This is a genomic window from Shewanella septentrionalis (assembly GCF_025370265.1).
Lineage (GTDB): Bacteria > Pseudomonadota > Gammaproteobacteria > Enterobacterales > Shewanellaceae > Shewanella > Shewanella hafniensis.
The window spans coordinates 88,522-106,910 of the sequence record NZ_JAMTCC010000001.1; the positions used below are offsets into that span (position 1 = coordinate 88,522).

At 37.2% G+C, this 18,389-nt stretch carries 16 protein-coding genes; all 16 read right to left on the reverse strand.

The window, feature by feature from the left end:
- Positions 1 to 395 precede the first annotated feature (395 nt).
- Positions 396 to 1,697: an oligosaccharide flippase family protein gene (locus NE536_RS00395; RefSeq protein ID WP_261271439.1), complete on the reverse strand. Its 1,302-nt coding sequence runs from the start codon at positions 1,695 to 1,697 to the stop codon at positions 396 to 398.
- Positions 1,690 to 2,844, reverse strand: coding sequence for a hypothetical protein (locus tag NE536_RS00400; protein ID WP_261271440.1), 1,155 nt, complete (start codon positions 2,842 to 2,844; stop codon positions 1,690 to 1,692). The genes NE536_RS00395 and NE536_RS00400 overlap by 8 nt, the downstream gene beginning before the upstream one ends.
- Positions 2,845 to 2,891: 47 nt before the next feature.
- Positions 2,892 to 4,043 carry an N-acetyl sugar amidotransferase gene (locus NE536_RS00405; RefSeq protein ID WP_261271441.1) on the reverse strand — a complete coding sequence of 384 codons (1,152 nt, stop codon included), beginning with the start codon at positions 4,041 to 4,043 and terminating at the stop codon, positions 2,892 to 2,894.
- Between the two features lie 7 nt (positions 4,044 to 4,050).
- Positions 4,051 to 4,815 carry an AglZ/HisF2 family acetamidino modification protein gene (locus tag NE536_RS00410; RefSeq protein ID WP_261271442.1) on the reverse strand — a complete coding sequence of 255 codons (765 nt, stop codon included), beginning with the start codon at positions 4,813 to 4,815 and terminating at the stop codon, positions 4,051 to 4,053.
- 4 nt (positions 4,816 to 4,819) lie between these two features.
- Positions 4,820 to 5,443, reverse strand: a complete 624-nt coding sequence (hisH, locus tag NE536_RS00415) for an imidazole glycerol phosphate synthase subunit HisH (protein ID WP_261271443.1) — start codon at positions 5,441 to 5,443, stop codon at positions 4,820 to 4,822.
- The gene (locus tag NE536_RS00420) at positions 5,440 to 5,964 is read right to left on the reverse strand and encodes an acyltransferase (RefSeq protein ID WP_059744204.1); all 525 of its coding nucleotides are present in this window, start codon (positions 5,962 to 5,964) and stop codon (positions 5,440 to 5,442) included. Before NE536_RS00420 ends, hisH begins: the two co-directional genes overlap by 4 nt.
- The gene (locus NE536_RS00425) at positions 5,951 to 7,060 is read right to left on the reverse strand and encodes a DegT/DnrJ/EryC1/StrS family aminotransferase (protein ID WP_261271444.1); all 1,110 of its coding nucleotides are present in this window, start codon (positions 7,058 to 7,060) and stop codon (positions 5,951 to 5,953) included. Before NE536_RS00425 ends, NE536_RS00420 begins: the two co-directional genes overlap by 14 nt.
- Before the next feature lie 4 nt (positions 7,061 to 7,064).
- A complete protein-coding gene (locus NE536_RS00430) occupies positions 7,065 to 8,033 on the reverse strand; it encodes an NAD-dependent epimerase/dehydratase family protein (protein WP_261271445.1) in 969 nt (322 codons plus the stop codon).
- Positions 8,030 to 9,034, reverse strand: coding sequence for a Gfo/Idh/MocA family protein (locus NE536_RS00435; protein WP_261271446.1), 1,005 nt, complete (start codon positions 9,032 to 9,034; stop codon positions 8,030 to 8,032). The genes NE536_RS00430 and NE536_RS00435 overlap by 4 nt, the downstream gene beginning before the upstream one ends.
- Complete coding sequence (locus tag NE536_RS00440) at positions 9,027 to 9,524, reverse strand: acyltransferase (protein ID WP_261271447.1); 498 nt, start codon at positions 9,522 to 9,524, stop codon at positions 9,027 to 9,029. Before NE536_RS00440 ends, NE536_RS00435 begins: the two co-directional genes overlap by 8 nt.
- The gene (locus tag NE536_RS00445; protein WP_261271448.1) at positions 9,524 to 10,678 is read right to left on the reverse strand and encodes a DegT/DnrJ/EryC1/StrS family aminotransferase; all 1,155 of its coding nucleotides are present in this window, start codon (positions 10,676 to 10,678) and stop codon (positions 9,524 to 9,526) included. The genes NE536_RS00440 and NE536_RS00445 overlap by 1 nt, the downstream gene beginning before the upstream one ends.
- A 27-nt stretch (positions 10,679 to 10,705) precedes the next feature.
- Positions 10,706 to 11,281, reverse strand: coding sequence for an acyltransferase (locus NE536_RS00450; protein WP_261271449.1), 576 nt, complete (start codon positions 11,279 to 11,281; stop codon positions 10,706 to 10,708).
- Positions 11,282 to 11,303: 22 nt separating this feature from the next.
- Positions 11,304 to 12,248 (reverse strand): Gfo/Idh/MocA family protein, encoded by a 945-nt coding sequence (locus NE536_RS00455; protein ID WP_261271450.1) that lies wholly within the window; start codon positions 12,246 to 12,248, stop codon positions 11,304 to 11,306.
- An 11-nt stretch (positions 12,249 to 12,259) separates the two neighbouring features.
- Positions 12,260 to 13,540 carry a Vi polysaccharide biosynthesis UDP-N-acetylglucosamine C-6 dehydrogenase TviB gene (gene tviB / locus NE536_RS00460; RefSeq protein WP_261271451.1) on the reverse strand — a complete coding sequence of 427 codons (1,281 nt, stop codon included), beginning with the start codon at positions 13,538 to 13,540 and terminating at the stop codon, positions 12,260 to 12,262.
- Between the two features lie 232 nt (positions 13,541 to 13,772).
- On the reverse strand, positions 13,773 to 14,735 hold the full coding sequence (locus NE536_RS00465; protein ID WP_261271452.1) for a Wzz/FepE/Etk N-terminal domain-containing protein: 963 nt from the start codon (positions 14,733 to 14,735) through the stop codon (positions 13,773 to 13,775).
- 202 nt (positions 14,736 to 14,937) lie between these two features.
- Positions 14,938 to 17,706: an SLBB domain-containing protein gene (locus tag NE536_RS00470; RefSeq protein WP_261271453.1), complete on the reverse strand. Its 2,769-nt coding sequence runs from the start codon at positions 17,704 to 17,706 to the stop codon at positions 14,938 to 14,940.
- Between the last annotated feature and the right edge of the window lie 683 nt (positions 17,707 to 18,389).

Here is an 18,389-nt window from a genome sequence, read left to right on the forward strand (position 1 = left end):
GTAAAATTATAATTTAAATGAACCATTAATTTCAACTTTAAAAAACTAACACAGTAATTAGCACCAAGTCCCAGAAGCCTTTAATTAACATCTATAAAGATCACCATAACCCCCATTAATTACAGAGCCTGTAACCAACAAGCTTGTATAATGATATACGCAGTATGGGCTTTTATAAAAATATAGGAAACTCGGTTATTAATACAAAAAACGAAAAATTGTAATTAAAGAGGCTCCAATAGTACCTAACGCAGGCATTAAAAAATAATCCGCAATTAAACTCACTATAAAAGCTAAAATTGCGATTGAAAATCATAACATTAATAAACCAATGAAGAATTCAAGCAACAGCCATAGCACTCTTAATTTAAAAACCTATTATTCAATTAAATATTTTATATTAATAAAAAAAGGATGATTATACCCGAGCTTAAAAACGCAAAAAACGCAAAAACTTTATTAACAGGAATTTCATAATTTTTTTGTGAATAAGCGGCATTTAACATCAATGCCAAAAACACCGAAAACAAGGTACTGAACGCTGCACCTAAGGCGCCATACTTAGGAATAAAAACGTAATTAAGTATGACATTAAGAACACCAACAAAAATATTTACCGCCGCTATTAGGTAGGTTTTTTTCGCAATACTTAAGCCAGGAAAAAAGAGATACATACTAGAAACTAATGCTGAACAAACTAACGGAGCAACATAACTAACTGCATCGGTATATTGGGTTCCAGCAACTATGACGACTAACCACTGCGCAGAAAAACCTAAAACGAATAAACTAAAAAGCGCTGCCAATAAATAGAAATGAAATAATTGAGCAATTTTTCGAGGTGTCTCGGCTTTTTCATAATTAGAGTATATCAAGGGCGTTAATGCTGATTGAAAACCTACCATAAGTAGAGTCACTATGCTGGCAATTTTTATCGCAACCGCATAAGAAGCAAGATGCTCAGCGCCTAGAAACTCTTTTAGCATCACTCTGTCGACAAACATTGATAATACAACACCGATACTAGAAAATATTAATGGTGCAGAAAATGTAAGCATTTCTTTGAGCGACTCAAAACAGAAAACAAACTTTACCCAAGCCTTAACCAGAGTAAATGAAACAATACTGCTTAAAGTAACCCCAAATAATTGACCCGTAATGAGGCCTAAAATGCCTAACTTAAAGTAAACGACGAATAACAACGAAAAACCAGCAACAAAAACAGCGTTAAGGGTAGATACAATGACCACTTGTTTAGATAAAAGGTTTGCCCGCATCAATGCCGTAAAATTGTACAAAACTGCATTACTAAGAAATAGAATACTGGTGACTTTAATGACATCGGCATAGAGCGCATCATCAAGTAATAAATGGGCTAATTCACTTGAATAAGTAAAACAGATCAAACATGGCCATGAATACATTAACAATGAAAACCAAAAGCCAGTTGATGCTAACTTTATCTGCTTCAGCGGGGTTTCTTTATATTCAGGAATGAAACGGTATATTGCTTGAGTCACTTCCAGCGTGACTATTACACCTAACAAAAAACCTATCGTTGTTAAATAATCGAATAAGCCATATTCATGCTTGGAAATAACTCTGGTGTAAATGGGTAATAATACAAAGCCAATACCACGAGTGAATAAATTCGCGAAGGTGTAAAGTAATGAATCCTTAAAAAATGCTTTAATCATTAACTATACCGTTTATTTTTTTTGCGCCAGCTGCGTAGGTACAATTTTCTTTCGCCCACATATAACCTGCTATTGCTTGTGGCTTCATCATATCAGGGTTATCAAAATATAATTTTAAATTATCATAAACAGACCAATATGGAGTGACTTTCCATGCCTCATTAGCTCCTTCTTCTAATGTTGGCTCTATTGTTCTATCAGCAGATGTTAACAAAACACAAGAACTTGCCATCGCTTCTAAACCAAAAACTCCCGGTACAAATGCATAGAACTCATTTAATACTATGTGGGCTGACTTAAGAGTGGTTAGCATTTGTTCATGGGGTACGTTAATCAGCTCAACGTACTTGAATTTATAACCTTCCACTTGAAGTTTTTTAATGGCTGCTCGAACGATTGGCGTACCTTTTATCAGCGGGGAGCTTGGGCCATGCAATACAACAATTTCACTTACATCATTAAATTTATTTAAGGATGAGTTAAATAAATCATCAGGAAGAAAATAAATGCAAGGGAGCGTTTTTCGTTTGATATAGGCCATTTGGTCAGTGCTAGGATTAAATATAGCATCTGCAAATTTATCTGCGACTTCGCCTAATTTTTTTCTATTATATTCATTTTCAGGTGAATTTATGCCTACATAAGAAATGGCTTGATAAGTTGTCAGCACATCTATTGAACGTTCTTGCGCAAACTTATTTAGCAATTCAAAAGAGCGAATTTCGGACCCCAAAAAGTAACACACGAGTTTTTTGTGTAGACTTTTAATGAACTCAAATTCTTGCTGTCGACCATCGACATAAGGACTCACAAAACCAATTGCCCCCAAATATAAAAACTTATCGTATTTACTTAATAAGTAACCAAACAATAATGATGAATATATCAAGTTGCCGATCTTGAAAATGCCTTTTTTGGGATACACTTCATAATCATAATTAAAATCGTAGAAACGATTAGGTGCAAAATTAACTGCCACTGAGTTGGGTAATGCACTTGATATATTTTTAAGCATAGAGGCTGTTTCAACGGCGACTACAACCCAACCATCTTGCTTATTTTTATTAAATAAGCAACAGATGAAGTAGCTTATTTTGACAAGTATCATTTGTATGACACTTGTACACATGATTAATTTTTTTTTCAAAATATTAAAACACCTACAAAAACTTGTTAAACATCTAAGTGGACATATTATTTCTTTTCTACATTATGAGGTAATGTATATTTAATGTAAAAACTCCAAGGGATTAATTTCCACTTTGCCATTAAATAGAAAAATGGTCGCATGCGTTCAAAGGTTTTTTTATAGTTTTTGAAATCAGTGTAGTGCTTTTTAGGCAAATTCATTAACTTATCAAACTCTTCATCTGAAAGGTTTAATCGTTTCTTATAGAATTCAAGTAACCCCTCTTCCATATGAGGAGGCTCTTTCATTAACGCAATAGCTTCTTCACGTGTCATTCTGCCGTCACGGCAGTAGGCAGAGTAACCTGCAATTCTAAAGTCAATTCCCCAACGTTTTGGGAAAAAATAGCTATGAAAAAAAGAGGCCGTTCTATTTTCTAAATGATGTCCACCATACCAGGTCCAGCCATAATCTTTGGTCAGCATTTCTTTAGCGGCTTCTTTGTCATACTGCAAATAATAAAGTGGTCTAACCGATTTAATTTGATTAAATAACATCCACTTTAATTGCTTAGAAAGCCAAAGGTTGGGAAAAGTTTTCATAGGTACTTTTCCAAACTTTTTATGAACGCTTTCTATATACTTTGCATCCATATAAATCCAGCCCATAGGAGCAGAGCCTTCCGTTCTAAATGAGTGCCCATCTATTTTGTACTTAATACCGTATTTCTCAGCGGCCAGATTCATTGTTGTCGCTAAGCCAATATCTGTTGGATTTTCAATTTCTTTCACCCCAGCTTTTAGGTGAGATAAAATGAGATCATCAAATTCATGGGCATCAACCACGTGGGTAAATAAATCTATACCCAATTTATCGGTCATGCAGTGAATATTTTCAGTTGCAACAGTTGAGTTCCAGGTATTATCAAAATGCACGGCGAGTAGGCGAAGTCCGTATTTTTTAGTCATCAAATCTAATAAATAAGATGAATCACAACCACCGCTGACACCAATTAGTGCATCGTACTTTTTACCTTTTCCAGCACGTTTCATCTCATCAACTAAGCGCTGTAACTCAACCTCACCTCTTTCATCATTTGGGAACTGTTCTGAAAGTTCATCAATTTGAGTGCAATAATTACATACACCTTGTGTGTTAAAAGAAATATTAGGAACTTTGGTATCATAAATACAACGAGTACAGATTTGATAAGTCATTTTTTGCCTATGGTAAAATTTTGGTTAACTCTGAAATTTTTGGGAATTTTATCAAAACTCCCATATCTTTTGCCTGAAATACAGCCATACTACCAAGTGCGACAGCAGAAGCATGTCCATTCACTACCGCATCTTTAATATCGTCTAACGAACCCGCCCCTCCAGCGGCAACAACCGGTACATTTACACATGCCGCTATTTGCTTAATGAGTTCTAGATCAAAACCTTGCCATGTACCGTCACGATGAATAGTGTTAATAACAATTTCGCCCACGCCTAATTCACATGCATAAATAGCAGCGGATACTGGCGTATGCTGTTTTTTTCGTTTAGCTGAATGAGTGTACACTTTATATTTATTTCTAAACCATGACTGGTTTATATCTAATGTCGCCACAATACTCTGCGAGCCATAAATAGCCACGGCTTGCTTAACTATTTCAGGGTCATCAAATAATAAAGAACTAACAGATATTTTTTCTATGCCCATCGCAAATAGCTTTTTAAAGTCAGCTAGCGTTTTGACACCTCCCCCATAGCATAAAGGCATAAAGCACTCTGATGTTATCTGTTTAAGCAAAGGGAAATTAATTGGGGAATTATGACTGGTACAATTAATATCAAATAAAATCAGTTCATCAACTTCTTTTTGGTTAAAAATTCTTACTGCATTGATTGGATCACCAACATAACGCTCATTTTTAAAGTTGATTGTTTTTACTAATCCGCGGCCTTTGAGTAATAAGCAAGGCATAACTCGAGTTCTAAGCAAAATATTATAGCTCCGCGAATTTTTTCATTAAAGCCATACCAAATTTATGGCTTTTTTCCGGGTGAAATTGAACACCCCAAATGTTTTCATGGTGAATGGCACAAGCAAATTCATAGCCATAATCACAAGTCATTAATACATCTAGAGGGTTATCTACAACAGCATGGTAGGAATGAACAAAATAGAAACGAGTTTCATCACCATCAAACCCCGTGAGTTCGGTACTTTTTTTAGCGTTTACAATATTCCAGCCCATATGGGGAATACGTAATTTATTCAGTTCTTGTTGTGAAGGAGAAAACTCAAATTTTTTAACTTTGCCAGATATCCAGCCAATACCCGGTAAAGAGCCTTCTTCACTGGACTCTAGCAGTAATTGCATACCCAAACAAATACCTAAAATAGGCACTTTATCGATAAGGACTTTTTTATTTAATGCTTCTAATAGTCCGCTTTCGTTGATTTTTTTAACGCCGTTATCCCAATTACCGACCCCTGGTAAAATTATTTTTTCAGCTTGTTCTACTTCTAATGACGTAGATATAATTTCACTTTGTACTCCAATATGCTTCAGCATATTCTTAACAGAGCCCAAATTTCCCATTCCACAATCAATGATAGATATCATAAATCGCCTTTAGTTTCTCTAACCTTTATAGGACAACCAAATACTGTTGAGTGTTGTTCTATATCTTTATTGACAAAAGACATGGCGCCAACAATCGCACTATCACCAATGTTGACACCTTTTTGAACAATTGTATTTGGCCCGATGTAAACGCCGTTTCCAATAATGGTATCGGCCTTTACTATAGGTTCAACACCAAGGCTAGTGGACCATGCAACAGAGTCATGCGTATAAATTTGTACGCCTGCACTGATAGAACAATAATCGCCTATAACTAACTGGCCCCCACTACCGTCTAAAATGACATTGGGGCCAATCCAAGTGTTTTTGCCTACTTTAACATTGCCTAAAACGAGGACATTATTATAACAAGATGTTCCATCACCAAAGCCAAGAAACTTTGCGGTTTCCCAGCGATCGGAAAAAAGGTCTCCGAATGAAACATGCCGATTATGGTTAGTTTTCATTTTAGAACGAAGGTATAAAGTAAGCTCTTTTAAGACGATATTAAGTTTTTGCATGTTGAGACAAGAATTGTTTTATCGTGTTAGCCACAAGCTGAACATCCACATCATCATAACAAGGAAGTGTAATAGTGTTATTTTCTAACCACTGAGCATTCGGCTGAATTGTATTATATTTATTGCTATAAAAAGTAGTTCCACTTAAGCAATAAGTGCCTAAAGTAGACTCAATATTATGCTTTGCTAAATAATCGATCAGGTCATCACGTTGTACCGTTTCTGGTACCGTGAAAATTAACGATTGAATATTATGATAAACGCCAGCAGCAATTTGTTGTCGTTTCATGCCTAATGGCTCTAAAATTTCAGCATATTGATTTGCAATCAAGTTGCGGCGCTCAGTGATACCATCAAGTTTTTGAACTTGTTTCCAGCCCATAAGCGCTTGGATTTCACTCATGCGGTAGTTATAACCAAAGTCGACAAAATCAAATACTTTGCCGCGTAAACCAGAGGCACCGTGATTGGCTTTCATGTCTAACCAAGTTGCGTATTCTGCATTATTGGTAAGAATAGCTCCGCCTTCGCCAGTAGTCAGTAATTTGCGAGGGTGAAAACTAAAACAGGTTAAATCAGCTAAATTACCAACTTTTACACCATCTATAGAGCTACCAATAGCACAAGCAGCGTCTTCAATTAATGGAATACCAAACTCTTCACAAACTGCTTTTATTTTATCTAAACCAGATGGGCTACCCAAAGCATCAACAAAAATAACCGCTTTGACTTTATCGTCTATTTTACTGCGTAAATCATCAACCGACATATTGTAGGTGTCTTTATCAACATCGATAAAAATAGGAGTTGCTTCAACATCTTCAACTACGTTTGCCGTTGCCGGAAAAGAAAAGTCAGAAATGGCAACTTTGTCACCTTTTTTAATACCAAGTACTTTAAGGCACATGGTTAATGCCGTTGTTGCAGAGGTCATAGGTACGGCATATTGACCGCCAGTATAATCTGTTAAGCTTTTGACAAACTTAGCAACATGCTGACCTTTGGTTAGCTGGCCAGATTCGAATATCTCTTCTAATTCGGTAGAAACTTCATTAAAAGAAATATAAGGTTTAATTAATTTAATTCTTTCGTTCACGTTACTATCCTATAAATTTGGCTTTATACCAATCAAGTGTATCCGCTAAACCTTTTTCAAAAGAGGTTAGATTGTATGAAATAAGCTGTTTCACTTTTGCATTACTGGCGTTATGAGAAAGTACGTCAGCTCCACGCGCTTCTTTACGAACCAACTCACCTTTATAGTCGTAATAACTAATTATTTTTGTTAATAACTCTTTCATTGAACAACTATTATCGGTAGAGATATTGACACTCTCACCGGCAGGTAGCACATCAAACAGTTTAACTACTGCATCTACAGTGTCAGAGACATAAATGAAATCTCGGCTTTGATTGCCTTCACCATGTAATTCAGGTGCTATTCCATTATGGATACGCCATGCGGTGATAGGAATAATGCCAGCGAGTAGCCCTTTGTAGTTTTGACGAGGACCATAGTTATTAAATGGACGGACAATAAATGCATCCACATCGAACATGTTCACATAGCTTTCAACAGCTAAATCTGCTGCGGCCTTGCCTGCTGCATAAGTTGTCGTTGGTGCTTTAGGATGTAGCTCATCCATAGGTTCATAAACGGCTGAGCCATAAACCTCTGAAGTAGAAAAATGACACAGAGATTTAAATTTGCCTTTTCGTTGGAGCTCTAACAGATTAATGGTGCCCGTGACATTGGTTGTAAAAGCATTGCCTGGGTTGATAAAGGAATAATTTAACGCTTTGGTTGCTAAGTTAAAAACAATATCAACATCATGAGCATCAAAAATATACTCTAGGCTGTCCTTGTACTCTATATCTTCATTGTAAAAAACAGCACCTTTAGCCACTGCATCTTCAATATTATCTTCAGAGCCTAGAAATAAATTATCTACAATAATAACTTTTTTAGCACCATCAAAGATTAAGCGGTCAACTAAATGGCTACCTATAAATCCAGCACCACCGGTGACTAGAACAACACTATCTTTAATCTTTAAACGAATACTCATACTAATGATTCCTTTTCTGCCATGCTAATATCCGCTTTTTCTAATATTTTTAATAAACGTATAGCTTGTAGCGGCCCTGATATCGATGGTTTACTTGACAAAATACATGATAAAAAATGATTGATACTATTAAACAGGGCATCTTCTTGAGGGATATAGGGTATCCATACATCTCCTTCACGAGTTTTAACTGCATAATCCTCGTATTCAACATCAGCGCCTGAAATAACACTAACGCCTTTGTCGTAAACCGTCAACTTACCAAATGTGTTCATATCATCAAACACAATCATTTTCTTTGTGCCCGCTATGATAAGTTTTCGCTCTTTAAGAGGTGAAACCCAGCTAGATTGTATATTCGATATAAAACCAGCGTATTTAAGCGTCAAGAAACACACACTTTCTTTTGGGTTATAAAATTTCTCACCGATTGCATTGATATAAAAGGGTTCTTTACCATCACAAAGATAATCAATGATTGAGAGATCATGAACCGCTAGATCCCACATAGCACTAACGTCTTTCTTTATTTGGCCCAAATTCATCCGCATAGCATCTATGTATAAAATATCACCAATTTCATCTGTGTCTATCAAGGACTTGATTTTGGTTAATACCGGATGAAAGATCATAATATGGTCGATGTGAATAATCAGATTTAAGCTATCTGCTAGTTCTTTAAGTTCAATAGCTTCTTCTGATGTCGACGTAAATGGCTTTTCGACATAAACATGCTTACCTGCTAACAACGATTCTTTCACGAGTTGAAAGTGTGCGCTAGTTTCAGCCGCTATTGCTATAGCCTGTATTTCAGGGTTAGTAAGTAACCGCTTATAATCAGTTTCATATGTTGTTTGTTCAATATAAATTGATTTTGCTTTATCAAGTCGTTGAACTTGATAATCACAGATAGCAAATAATTTAAGGTTTACATTTGCATGGATATTGCGAGCTACATTTGGCCCCCAATAGCCATAGCCTATAAGACCAATATTAATCATCTACTTTATTTCCCATCTTATCTATATAGCAATAATGAACAGCAGGATTGCCCATAACAAGACTATATGGTTCAACATCTTTAGTTACTACACTTCCAGCAGCAACCATACAATACTCGCCAAGGGTAATTCCACAGATTACTGTTGAGTTAGCCCCTAGACTGGCGCCTTGCTTTACTAAAGTCGGGATTATGCTCCACTCAGAATTGAAAGCTCTCGGGACTTTATCATTTGTAAAGGATACGTTAGGCCCGACAAACACATCATCTTCTATCGTCACACCTTGGTATACAGAAACAGAGTTTTGTATTTTACAGCGATTACCAATACTCACACCGGCATCGATATAGACATCTTTAGATATAATGCAATTATCGCCTATAGATGTATTTTCTCTAATTTGGGTATTAATCCACACTTTAGTGCCAGCGCCAATCTTTGCACCAGCACTCACATGTGCTGATTGATCAATATAAGTATCATTAGCCATTACATTGTCTCGATTAATTTGCAAATTTTATCAATATCTTCTGCTTGAAGATATGGATGCATAGGTAAACTGAATACACGTTTTGCCACGTTTGAAGTGACTTCAAACGCGTAAGGCGCATACTCTAATGAACTAAATACTTTTTGCTCGTGCAAAGGAATGGGGTAATAGATGGCAGTAGGAACGTCATTATTTTTTAAATGTTCCATAATTTGCGTACGATGTTCGTCATCTTTTGCCATTAAAGTATATTGAGCCCAAGCACTAGTGTATCCATTTGGGGTACTTGGAGTGGTTATGCCGGCTATTTTAGACAGCTTACTTGTGTATAATTCTGCGACTTTTTGACGTAGTTTTATTTCAGTATCAAGCACTTCAAGTTTAGGTAAAAGTACCGCAGCTTGAATGGTATCCAAACGTCCAGTTAACCCTATGCGAATATTTTCATATTTATGCAACCCCTGCCCATGGACGCGAATAGAGGTTAATATTGCTGCAATTTCATCGCTATTAGTAAATATTGCACCGCCATCACCATAACAACCGAGTGGTTTAGCTGGGAAGAACGAAGTACAACCAATATCAGCAAGATTACTCGCCATTGCGCCATCGACAGAGCCACCAAATGCTTGTGCAGCATCTTCAATAACAATTAAACCATATTTATTAGCAATTTTATTTATCGCTGCAGCATCGGCTGGCAAACCAAATAAATCAACGGTCATAATTGCTTTAATATCTTTTATATCATTGCAAATATTGGAATGAATCGTTACCTGATTACTTGCGATAGCCTCAAGCGTTTCTTCAAGTAGACGTGGTGATAAATTGAAAGTATCAATATCGATATCAACAAATAAAGGTTTAGCTCCAACAAGCTTAATCGCTTCGGCGGTTGCAATAAAAGTGAAAGGTGTTGTAACAACAACATCCCCTTCTCCTATACCATGAGCCATCAAAGCCATAATCAATGCATCAGAACCTGAAGAGCATGATATACAATGTTTGGCATTGGTATACTCAGCCAATTTCTGCTCTAACTCATAGACTTCAGGTCCCATAACATATTGGCCATGGTCTAATACGTTATGAATATTTTTATCTATTTTATCTTTCAACGCCGCGTACTGTGATTTCAAATCAATAAATTGCATTTTTGACACTCTTACATAAAGTTAATTTTAAACAAGAATCAGGTTGCCTTGGTTCAAAAGGTATTTTTCACCCGTATGGGTGCATGTCACTTCAGCATCGCCATTCAAAGGTAAGGCTAACTGCTCACCATACTTGCTCATCCAACCTATTTGCTTAGCAGGCACGCCAACCATAAGGGCAAAAGGTTTCACATTTTTATTAATGACAGCACCAGCACCAACAAAAGCATACTCACCAATAGTGACACCGCAAACAATCGTGCAATTGGCACCTAAAGTTGCGCCTTTCTTCACTATGGTATCGCGGTATTCATCTTTGCGTTCTAAAAGTGAACGAGGATTATATACATTAGTAAAGACCATGCTAGGGCCACAAAAAACACCTTCTTCTAAGTGAACATTATCGTAGATAGACACATTATTCTGGATTTTACATTTATCCCCAATGGTCACTTTATTGCCTACAAAAACGTTTTGCCCTAACGAAACACCCTGACCAATTACTGCACCGCCACAAACGTGTACCCAATGCCAAACCCTTGAATTTTCTCCAATTACGGCACCGTCATCAACAATTGCTGTCTCGTGTTTCATAAAATTCATCTTTGTGAGTTCCAAGATTTATTTAAATTAATTTAGACATTAATGGATGATAATGCTCTGGATTTGCAACTACAGCTTGATCACGTATGCCTTCTACTGTTTCAATAGCAGTGCGATTCTCTTCAAGCCCGTAACCTTTTCCTGCTAGCACATTCTGATAACTTTGGGTATGTAAATCGGTAAATCCACCAGAAAACTCAAGCTCTTCATCACCAATCATAATACTGCGGTATGTTTTCTTTTCGCCTTGAATAGCATTCTCAGGTAGATTATTTGCATCGATAGATAGAAACCATTTAACGCGAGCACGTTCGTACTCTAAATAACCTGCAACGGTTTGCTCATCTTTATAGTGAACTTCGTTAAACTTAATATCGCCGAATATAAAATGAAGCATATCAAAGAAGTGAACACCAACGTTGGTTGCTACACCGCCTGATTTTTCATCAACCCCTTTCCAAGACTTTAGATACCACTTACCACGTGATGTCATGTATGTTAGTTCCACATCAAATACTTCATCGACAGGGCTATTCTGTACCTTTTCACGCAATGCAATAATTGATGGATGAAGACGTAATTGAAGAATACTATTTACTTTCGCACCATATTTTTCTTCATATAGCTTTAGGGTATCGATTTCTTTAGAGCTCAGAACGAGCGGTTTTTCACATATAACATCAATACCATTTTTCAACGCAAACTTCATTTGCGGTGCATGCAGGTAATTGGGTGAACAGATTGAAATATAATCGAGTTTATTGCCTTTTAACGCTTCATCTTCAACATAAGCAGCAAAATCTTCAAATTCAGTAAAAAATTCTGACTCAGGGAAGTGCATATCCATAATGCCAACAGAATCATTAACATCCATAGCAACGATTAAATCATTGCCAGTATCTTTAATCGCTTTCAAATGACGTGGAGCGATATATCCCGCAGTACCAATCAGAGCAAATCTTTTCATAACATAAATCCTTATAAACGAATATCAGCAGCATCTAGTGGGAATACATATTTAACATCGTAAACAACATGGTTTTGTTTACCTAGAGCTCTTACTTTTTCTATACCCAGTGTTTTTAGTTCACTATGATCAACAGCTAAAATGATCCCATCATAGTTGTTTTCTTTAAGCTCAGTGATTAAATCAATACCATACTCATGTTTTACTTCAGCAGGATCCGCCCAAGTATCATAAACATCTACATAAATATTAAAGCTTTTAAGTTCTTTTATAATTTCAATAACTTTAGTATTACGCACATCAGGACAATCGCCTTTAAAGGTAAATCCCATAACAAGCACTTTTGCTTCATCAATATGAATTTTTTTACTTGCCAGTTTTTTAACCATTTGAGTTGCGACATAATTGCCCATACCATCATTGATACGCCGTCCGGCTAAAATAACTTCAGGCATATAGCCCACTTCTTTAGCTTTGTGTGTAAGGTAGTATGGGTCAACACTGATACAGTGACCACCGACTAAACCAGGCTTAAATGGTAAGAAATTCCATTTTGTACCAGCCGCTTTTAACACTTCTTCAGTATCAATATCCAAACGATTAAAAATTTTAGCGAACTCATTAATAATGGCTATGTTTAAATCTCGTTGGGTATTTTCAATGACTTTTGCAGCTTCAGCGACTTTAATTGATGAAGCTTTGTGCGTACCTGCTGTAATAATTGTTCTATAAATGATATCAACAAACTCTGCAACCTCAGGTGTTGAGCCCGAAGTGATTTTAACGATCGTTGTTAAGCGATTTACTTTATCACCTGGATTAATCCGTTCTGGACTGTAACCAGCAAAAAAGTCTTTATTGAACTTCAAGCCGGAGATACGCTCAATAATAGGCAGGCAAATCTCTTCTGTTGCCCCAGGATAAACAGTTGACTCAAATACAACAGTATCATTCACAGATATAACTTGACCTAATGCTTCAGATGCCTTTTTTAATGGTGTCAAATCTGGCGCATTGTTACAATCTATGGGTGTAGGGACCGTCACGATATAAAAGTTACATTTTTTTATATCTTCCAGAGATGATGTGTACTTCAATAAGAGGGCTTCCGATAACTCTGAGCTTGTACACTCCAAAGTTGAATCTTTACCTGAAGTTAACTCTTGTACTCTAGGTTCATTAATGTCAAAACCGGTAGTGCTATATTTCTTGCCGAATTCAACGGCTAATGGTAAACCAACGTACCCTAAACCAATAATGCCTATATTTAAACTTTCAAGATTGATTTTCATTAATAGATATCTCAACTAAAATAAATAGAAAAATTGTATGCCAAAAATTATTTTTAGATCTCAACCACTTAAACTAGGCTGAGACACATTTTATCCATTTTGAGACAACGCAATTGCCGCTATCTCAAAGAAAACCTCAGTTTCACTGTTTTTTGAAAACAACCTCAATAGGCATATATAAATTCTAGAGCTTGCAAGCAGGGTAAAGCTGTGTAAGACACGAATTGGTGTTCTAGTTGGCTTTTCTTACAAAATACCTTATAAGTATTATCATTACTGCGAGAATACAGCCAAGGAGAGTACCTAATACGCAAATTAATGCTCGTTTAGGTTTTGCCTTTTCTTCAGGTGCTAATGCAGGGTCTAAAGTTTTAAATACATATTCATCTCGTACTTCAGCGAACATAATGGTTTTGGCCTGTTCTTCGACTAGCTTATAAAGAATTGTCTTAATATCGGCGACATTAGTTAGGCCAATTTGTTTATTTAAAAACTCGCTGCTGCGGTTTGCTTCTGCAACATCACGTTCCTTCATAACTTTATTAATATCTTGTATTAACCAAGTAACCCACTGCTGCGCCACTATAGGTGATATATGCTCAACTGAAATAGTAACCATTCCAGTTTCTGGCGCTTTATTAACAGCAATAATTTTGCTGAATATTTTGAATGCCTCCTGCATTGATGGCTCAGGTATAAATGGTGCTTTAACTTCACGTACCCAAGTATTGGTTTTATCGTTATAAAGTTCAGGATCATAGATTAGTTTATCTGAATTCCTATCCCACTTTTTGGCAGCAATTAAATCTGGTAGAACATTATGCTTTTTAATAAAATCACTGGTGAATTGACGGGACTTCATGACTTCGATTGCCATTTGGGTTTTATCTATACCACCTTTTCCACCTAAATTTACCCCCGCCAAGCTTGCTAAACCGCCGAATTGTGATGCTAATCCGCTTAGTCCACCGCTTTGCTCTTCAGATGCAGGAGCGAGCAATGCCTCAGACTTGTAGATATTAGGTTGCATAATGGCAAAAATAACTGAACCAATAGCAAAAACAGCAGTTATAAAAATAATTATCCATTTTCCCTGCCAAATAACAGAAAAAAGTTCACGCAAATCAATTTCGTCATTAGCTGCGGAGACATGAGGAAAAATTGCATCTGTTTTGTATTCTGAAATAGTGGACATTAACGAATTGTCTCTCTATGCAAAGTGTAGATGATTAATTACGGCTGATTAAATATTTAGGAAAAACGCTTCACAAACGTAAACCATTTAAAAGTTTGCTTATATTTAAACAAGCTTACTATCTAACTTCAGTTGTTACGTTAATAAAGCGTTTATTTATCTCGTATGAAGCATAAACCATTTAACGAATATGGATTTAAGCTTACATATTAGATATTGCAGATAATGCGACAGCGGTATTGTAGATAATCCCTGTAATTTGACTCCAGAGACTCAAACTATCTTTGTATTCTGTATCCAATGGCACGATTATAGTGTCTCCGGCTTGAAGCTGATCTTCACTGCTAAACCAACTCGAATGACTTGGAATGTATACTGAACCATTAGCTTTAATAACATAAGTTTGTCCTTCATCAGCTCGTTTACGCTCACCACCAGACATAGCCACATATTGTTCTACCGTTAAGCCATCTTTAAAGCGATGAGTAGCAGGGTTTTGCACTTCTCCAATAACAGCAAGGGTTTGCTTAGTCGATGGAACATAGAGAATATCAGCATCTTCAAGCTGAAGATTTGCTTGTTCAATACCTAATGAAATCGCCGATAAATCAACAACTAAACGTCCAACCGCTTTAATATTTTCTAAATCAGCCAACATCAATTGTGCATCGGCATAATTTACAACTGTCCCATCCTTAGACACTCCTCGCGTAGCGAGGTCTCGACGAAGTTGATCTGCTAGCTTTTTAATTTCAATTTGTTCTTGCTTACGAACTGATTCGCGCACAAATACTGCCGAAGGCAAATAGGCATATTCAGTAAATCCTCCCACTCTGGTGAGCAAGTCGTTTAAGGTTTCACCACGGCGAATGTTATAACGTCCGGGGAATTTCACTTCGCCTCTGATTTCTACTATCTTCGTTTCTTGCCAATCCGGTGTTGTCATCACTGTTAACATGTCACGGCCAGTTAACCGAACATTGGCATCATCAATACCCTGCATTGCCTGAGTTAAATCAATATTATGATGTTCAATGCTTGAACCTTTGATATCAGTAAAGGTAGTTGTGAGCTCAGCTCTTGCGGTATAGGCACCTTCTTTTAATCCACCAGCAGCGATTACAAGATCATTTACACGAGCGCCTACCGTCAGCGGGTAGACTCCAGGCTCTCGTACTTGCCCATCAATCGCAACGATTTGAATACCTGAGCCAGCTCGCCCTTGGCTATTCAATTTAACCATTACAGGGTAAAGTAATTCCTGACGCCCCATTTGATTACTGAGTTTAAGAAGATCTGTATCGTCAAAAAGATTAGCCAACATTTTATTGACTACGCCTTTTACCACTTCCGCTTCTTCAGCCTCGTCCTTATCCGCTATTACTACACCAGCAAGTTCAGAACGTTGCGTTAAGTTAGACTTATCAAGCTGGACGAATCCGGCTTTGAATAAATCAGAACCTAATAGGTTATTCGTATTTAAAGACGTAACTTTTTCAACTCGCTCTTTCACAAGCTTATTCAATTCATAACGATTCTGTATATCATCAGAGAAACTAAAAATAAGAATTTTATCACGAGCATTTAGGCTTAAATTTTGACTAGTTTCTTTTGCTACTATCGCTTTTCCTGGAGAAAATTGATGTACTTCAATATCGCCGTACTGATTTACTTCACGAATGACAATGGCGTAATCAAGATCAGCCGAAACCGCTAAGTCGCCCCAAAGTGAAGGCAATACATCACTAATTTTTTGCCCAGCAAACCATTGATATTTTCCAGGTCTAACAACGGCACCTGCGACTGTAATTGCACTTTCATACTGTTCGGTCGCACTTTTAACTCGAACAACGTCCCCCGCTTTCGCCAAAGTATTTTTGCCTTGCTCAGTCGTCAAATCCACATTAACAATTGTTTTCAATGATTTACTGTTGTAACGTTCTATGGAACTGCTTCTCGGATATGCACCCGCATTCAGCCCAGCAGCCATAGCGATAACATCAGCCATGCTTTCATTATGTTTAAGCTCGTAGATAGCAGGACGTCTTACTTCGCCAGTAACACTGACAAGACCACCAATTGAAGGGATAAATACAACATCACCAGAATGGAGTCGCAAATCACCAGAAGCATCGCCGCGCATTAGCAAATCGTAAAGATCTAAAGTACCAATAAGTTTACCGTTACGCTTTAGTTGAACGTTGCGTAAAGAACCAATCTCATTCACACCACCGGCGACAAACAGAGCCTGTGTTATTGTTGATAAACTAGAAACCGTATATGAACCTGGTTTATAGGCATCGCCAGCAACAAAAATGCGGATAGAACGCAACTCACCCATAGTAATATTAGATTCAATACCTATCATTTGTTGCTTAATTCTTTGCGACAAAGAGTCTCGAAGCTCAGAAAAACTGAGTCCCATTACAGGGATAGGACCTAACTCAGGGAACTGAATAACACCTTCTCGGTTAATAACAAGATCATATTCCTTGTTATCTTTACCATACAGCTGAACTTTGATGTTGTCCCCTGGACCAACAAGATATTCGCCTGGAACTGGAACATCTGATACTGGAGCAAAGGTCGATGGCTCACCAGCAAACATCTCATAACCGAAACGGCGTAATTGACCTTTACTGGAATCTTCAGAGAAATCTAATTCTGATTTAGCAGTTTTTTTACGGTTATCGGTACCTCGCCCATCTTCATCTCTGGCATTATTATCTCTAGCGTTAATATCTCTAGTGCCTACCACTTCAGGATTAGAAAGCTGATTTTGGGCCTGAGTCCCCGTCAGTAGACTTGGATCAATACCATACTGCTTAGCAAGCCTTGCCTGTTCAGATTTTGGTAATTGCTTAAACTGCTCAATCATTTGTGGAGATGGCGTAACGGCATGAGCCTGAACGCCCATCAATATCGTGGCAATAAGGCCTACTATGATGAATTGTTTGATTTGTTGTAACACCAGATATCTCCGATTGGTTGAAAACAAGGCGTCGCTGTGCGACTAAAAACAAAGTACGTCGTTTACACAATATTTCACTTACAGAACGCATCGATCGCTGGAAAACAAGTTCCAGAAAATCATTCCGCAGCAACAAAGCTCGTCAACTTTAACTGCGGAGCAATACGACTAAGAACCACTGGGGCATTTCAGCCTCTCGTTCGGCCACTAAACCTGCAGCTATTCACGTTTTAGACACACTACCGATCCGCGTGGCGGCCAGAGGCCTTCGGCGTTCGCTTAACGCATGAAACTATTCATTCGATGCCTTTCAGACACGCTACCGCCCATAGATTGCGGCTTCTATATTGCCCTTCGCGATGCGAAATTCTTATTTTTACATACAATTAAAGCTTTACATGTCTACGCTAAATCTATCAAAAGGCTTAAGAGCATAAGACACGCTCGCTATACCAACTCAAACTGACCAACGCTACTGCAGCACTTTGAAGCTTGGTGCACAATTAAAATAAAACCTATTATAGGTCTCATTTTCGAATTCGAGATTTTACTCTAAATATCAAGTTTCAATAGAACACTTAATACTCAAACCGAATACTGCCAAAGAACATTTTAGTCCGTTAAGTTAAAAAATAGTGAAACATCACCCCCATAATTTTAACCACTTGATTTTAAGTGGTTTT

Bases quoted from the DNA above. Each gene is read 5' to 3' on its own strand.
- NE536_RS00395 (WP_261271439.1), bottom strand. From the start codon at position 1,697: ATGATTAAAGCATTTTTTAAGGATTCATTACTTTACACCTTCGCGAAT.
- NE536_RS00405 (WP_261271441.1), bottom strand. From the start codon at position 4,043: ATGACTTATCAAATCTGTACTCGTTGTATTTATGATACCAAAGTTCCT.
- hisH (WP_261271443.1), bottom strand. From the start codon at position 5,443: ATGATATCTATCATTGATTGTGGAATGGGAAATTTGGGCTCTGTTAAG.
- NE536_RS00420 (WP_059744204.1), bottom strand. From the start codon at position 5,964: ATGCAAAAACTTAATATCGTCTTAAAAGAGCTTACTTTATACCTTCGT.
- NE536_RS00430 (WP_261271445.1), bottom strand. From the start codon at position 8,033: ATGAGTATTCGTTTAAAGATTAAAGATAGTGTTGTTCTAGTCACCGGT.
- NE536_RS00435 (WP_261271446.1), bottom strand. From the start codon at position 9,034: ATGATTAATATTGGTCTTATAGGCTATGGCTATTGGGGGCCAAATGTA.
- NE536_RS00440 (WP_261271447.1), bottom strand. From the start codon at position 9,524: ATGGCTAATGATACTTATATTGATCAATCAGCACATGTGAGTGCTGGT.
- NE536_RS00445 (WP_261271448.1), bottom strand. From the start codon at position 10,678: ATGCAATTTATTGATTTGAAATCACAGTACGCGGCGTTGAAAGATAAA.
- NE536_RS00450 (WP_261271449.1), bottom strand. From the start codon at position 11,281: ATGAATTTTATGAAACACGAGACAGCAATTGTTGATGACGGTGCCGTA.
- NE536_RS00455 (WP_261271450.1), bottom strand. From the start codon at position 12,248: ATGAAAAGATTTGCTCTGATTGGTACTGCGGGATATATCGCTCCACGT.
- tviB (WP_261271451.1), bottom strand. From the start codon at position 13,540: ATGAAAATCAATCTTGAAAGTTTAAATATAGGCATTATTGGTTTAGGG.
- NE536_RS00465 (WP_261271452.1), bottom strand. From the start codon at position 14,735: ATGTCCACTATTTCAGAATACAAAACAGATGCAATTTTTCCTCATGTC.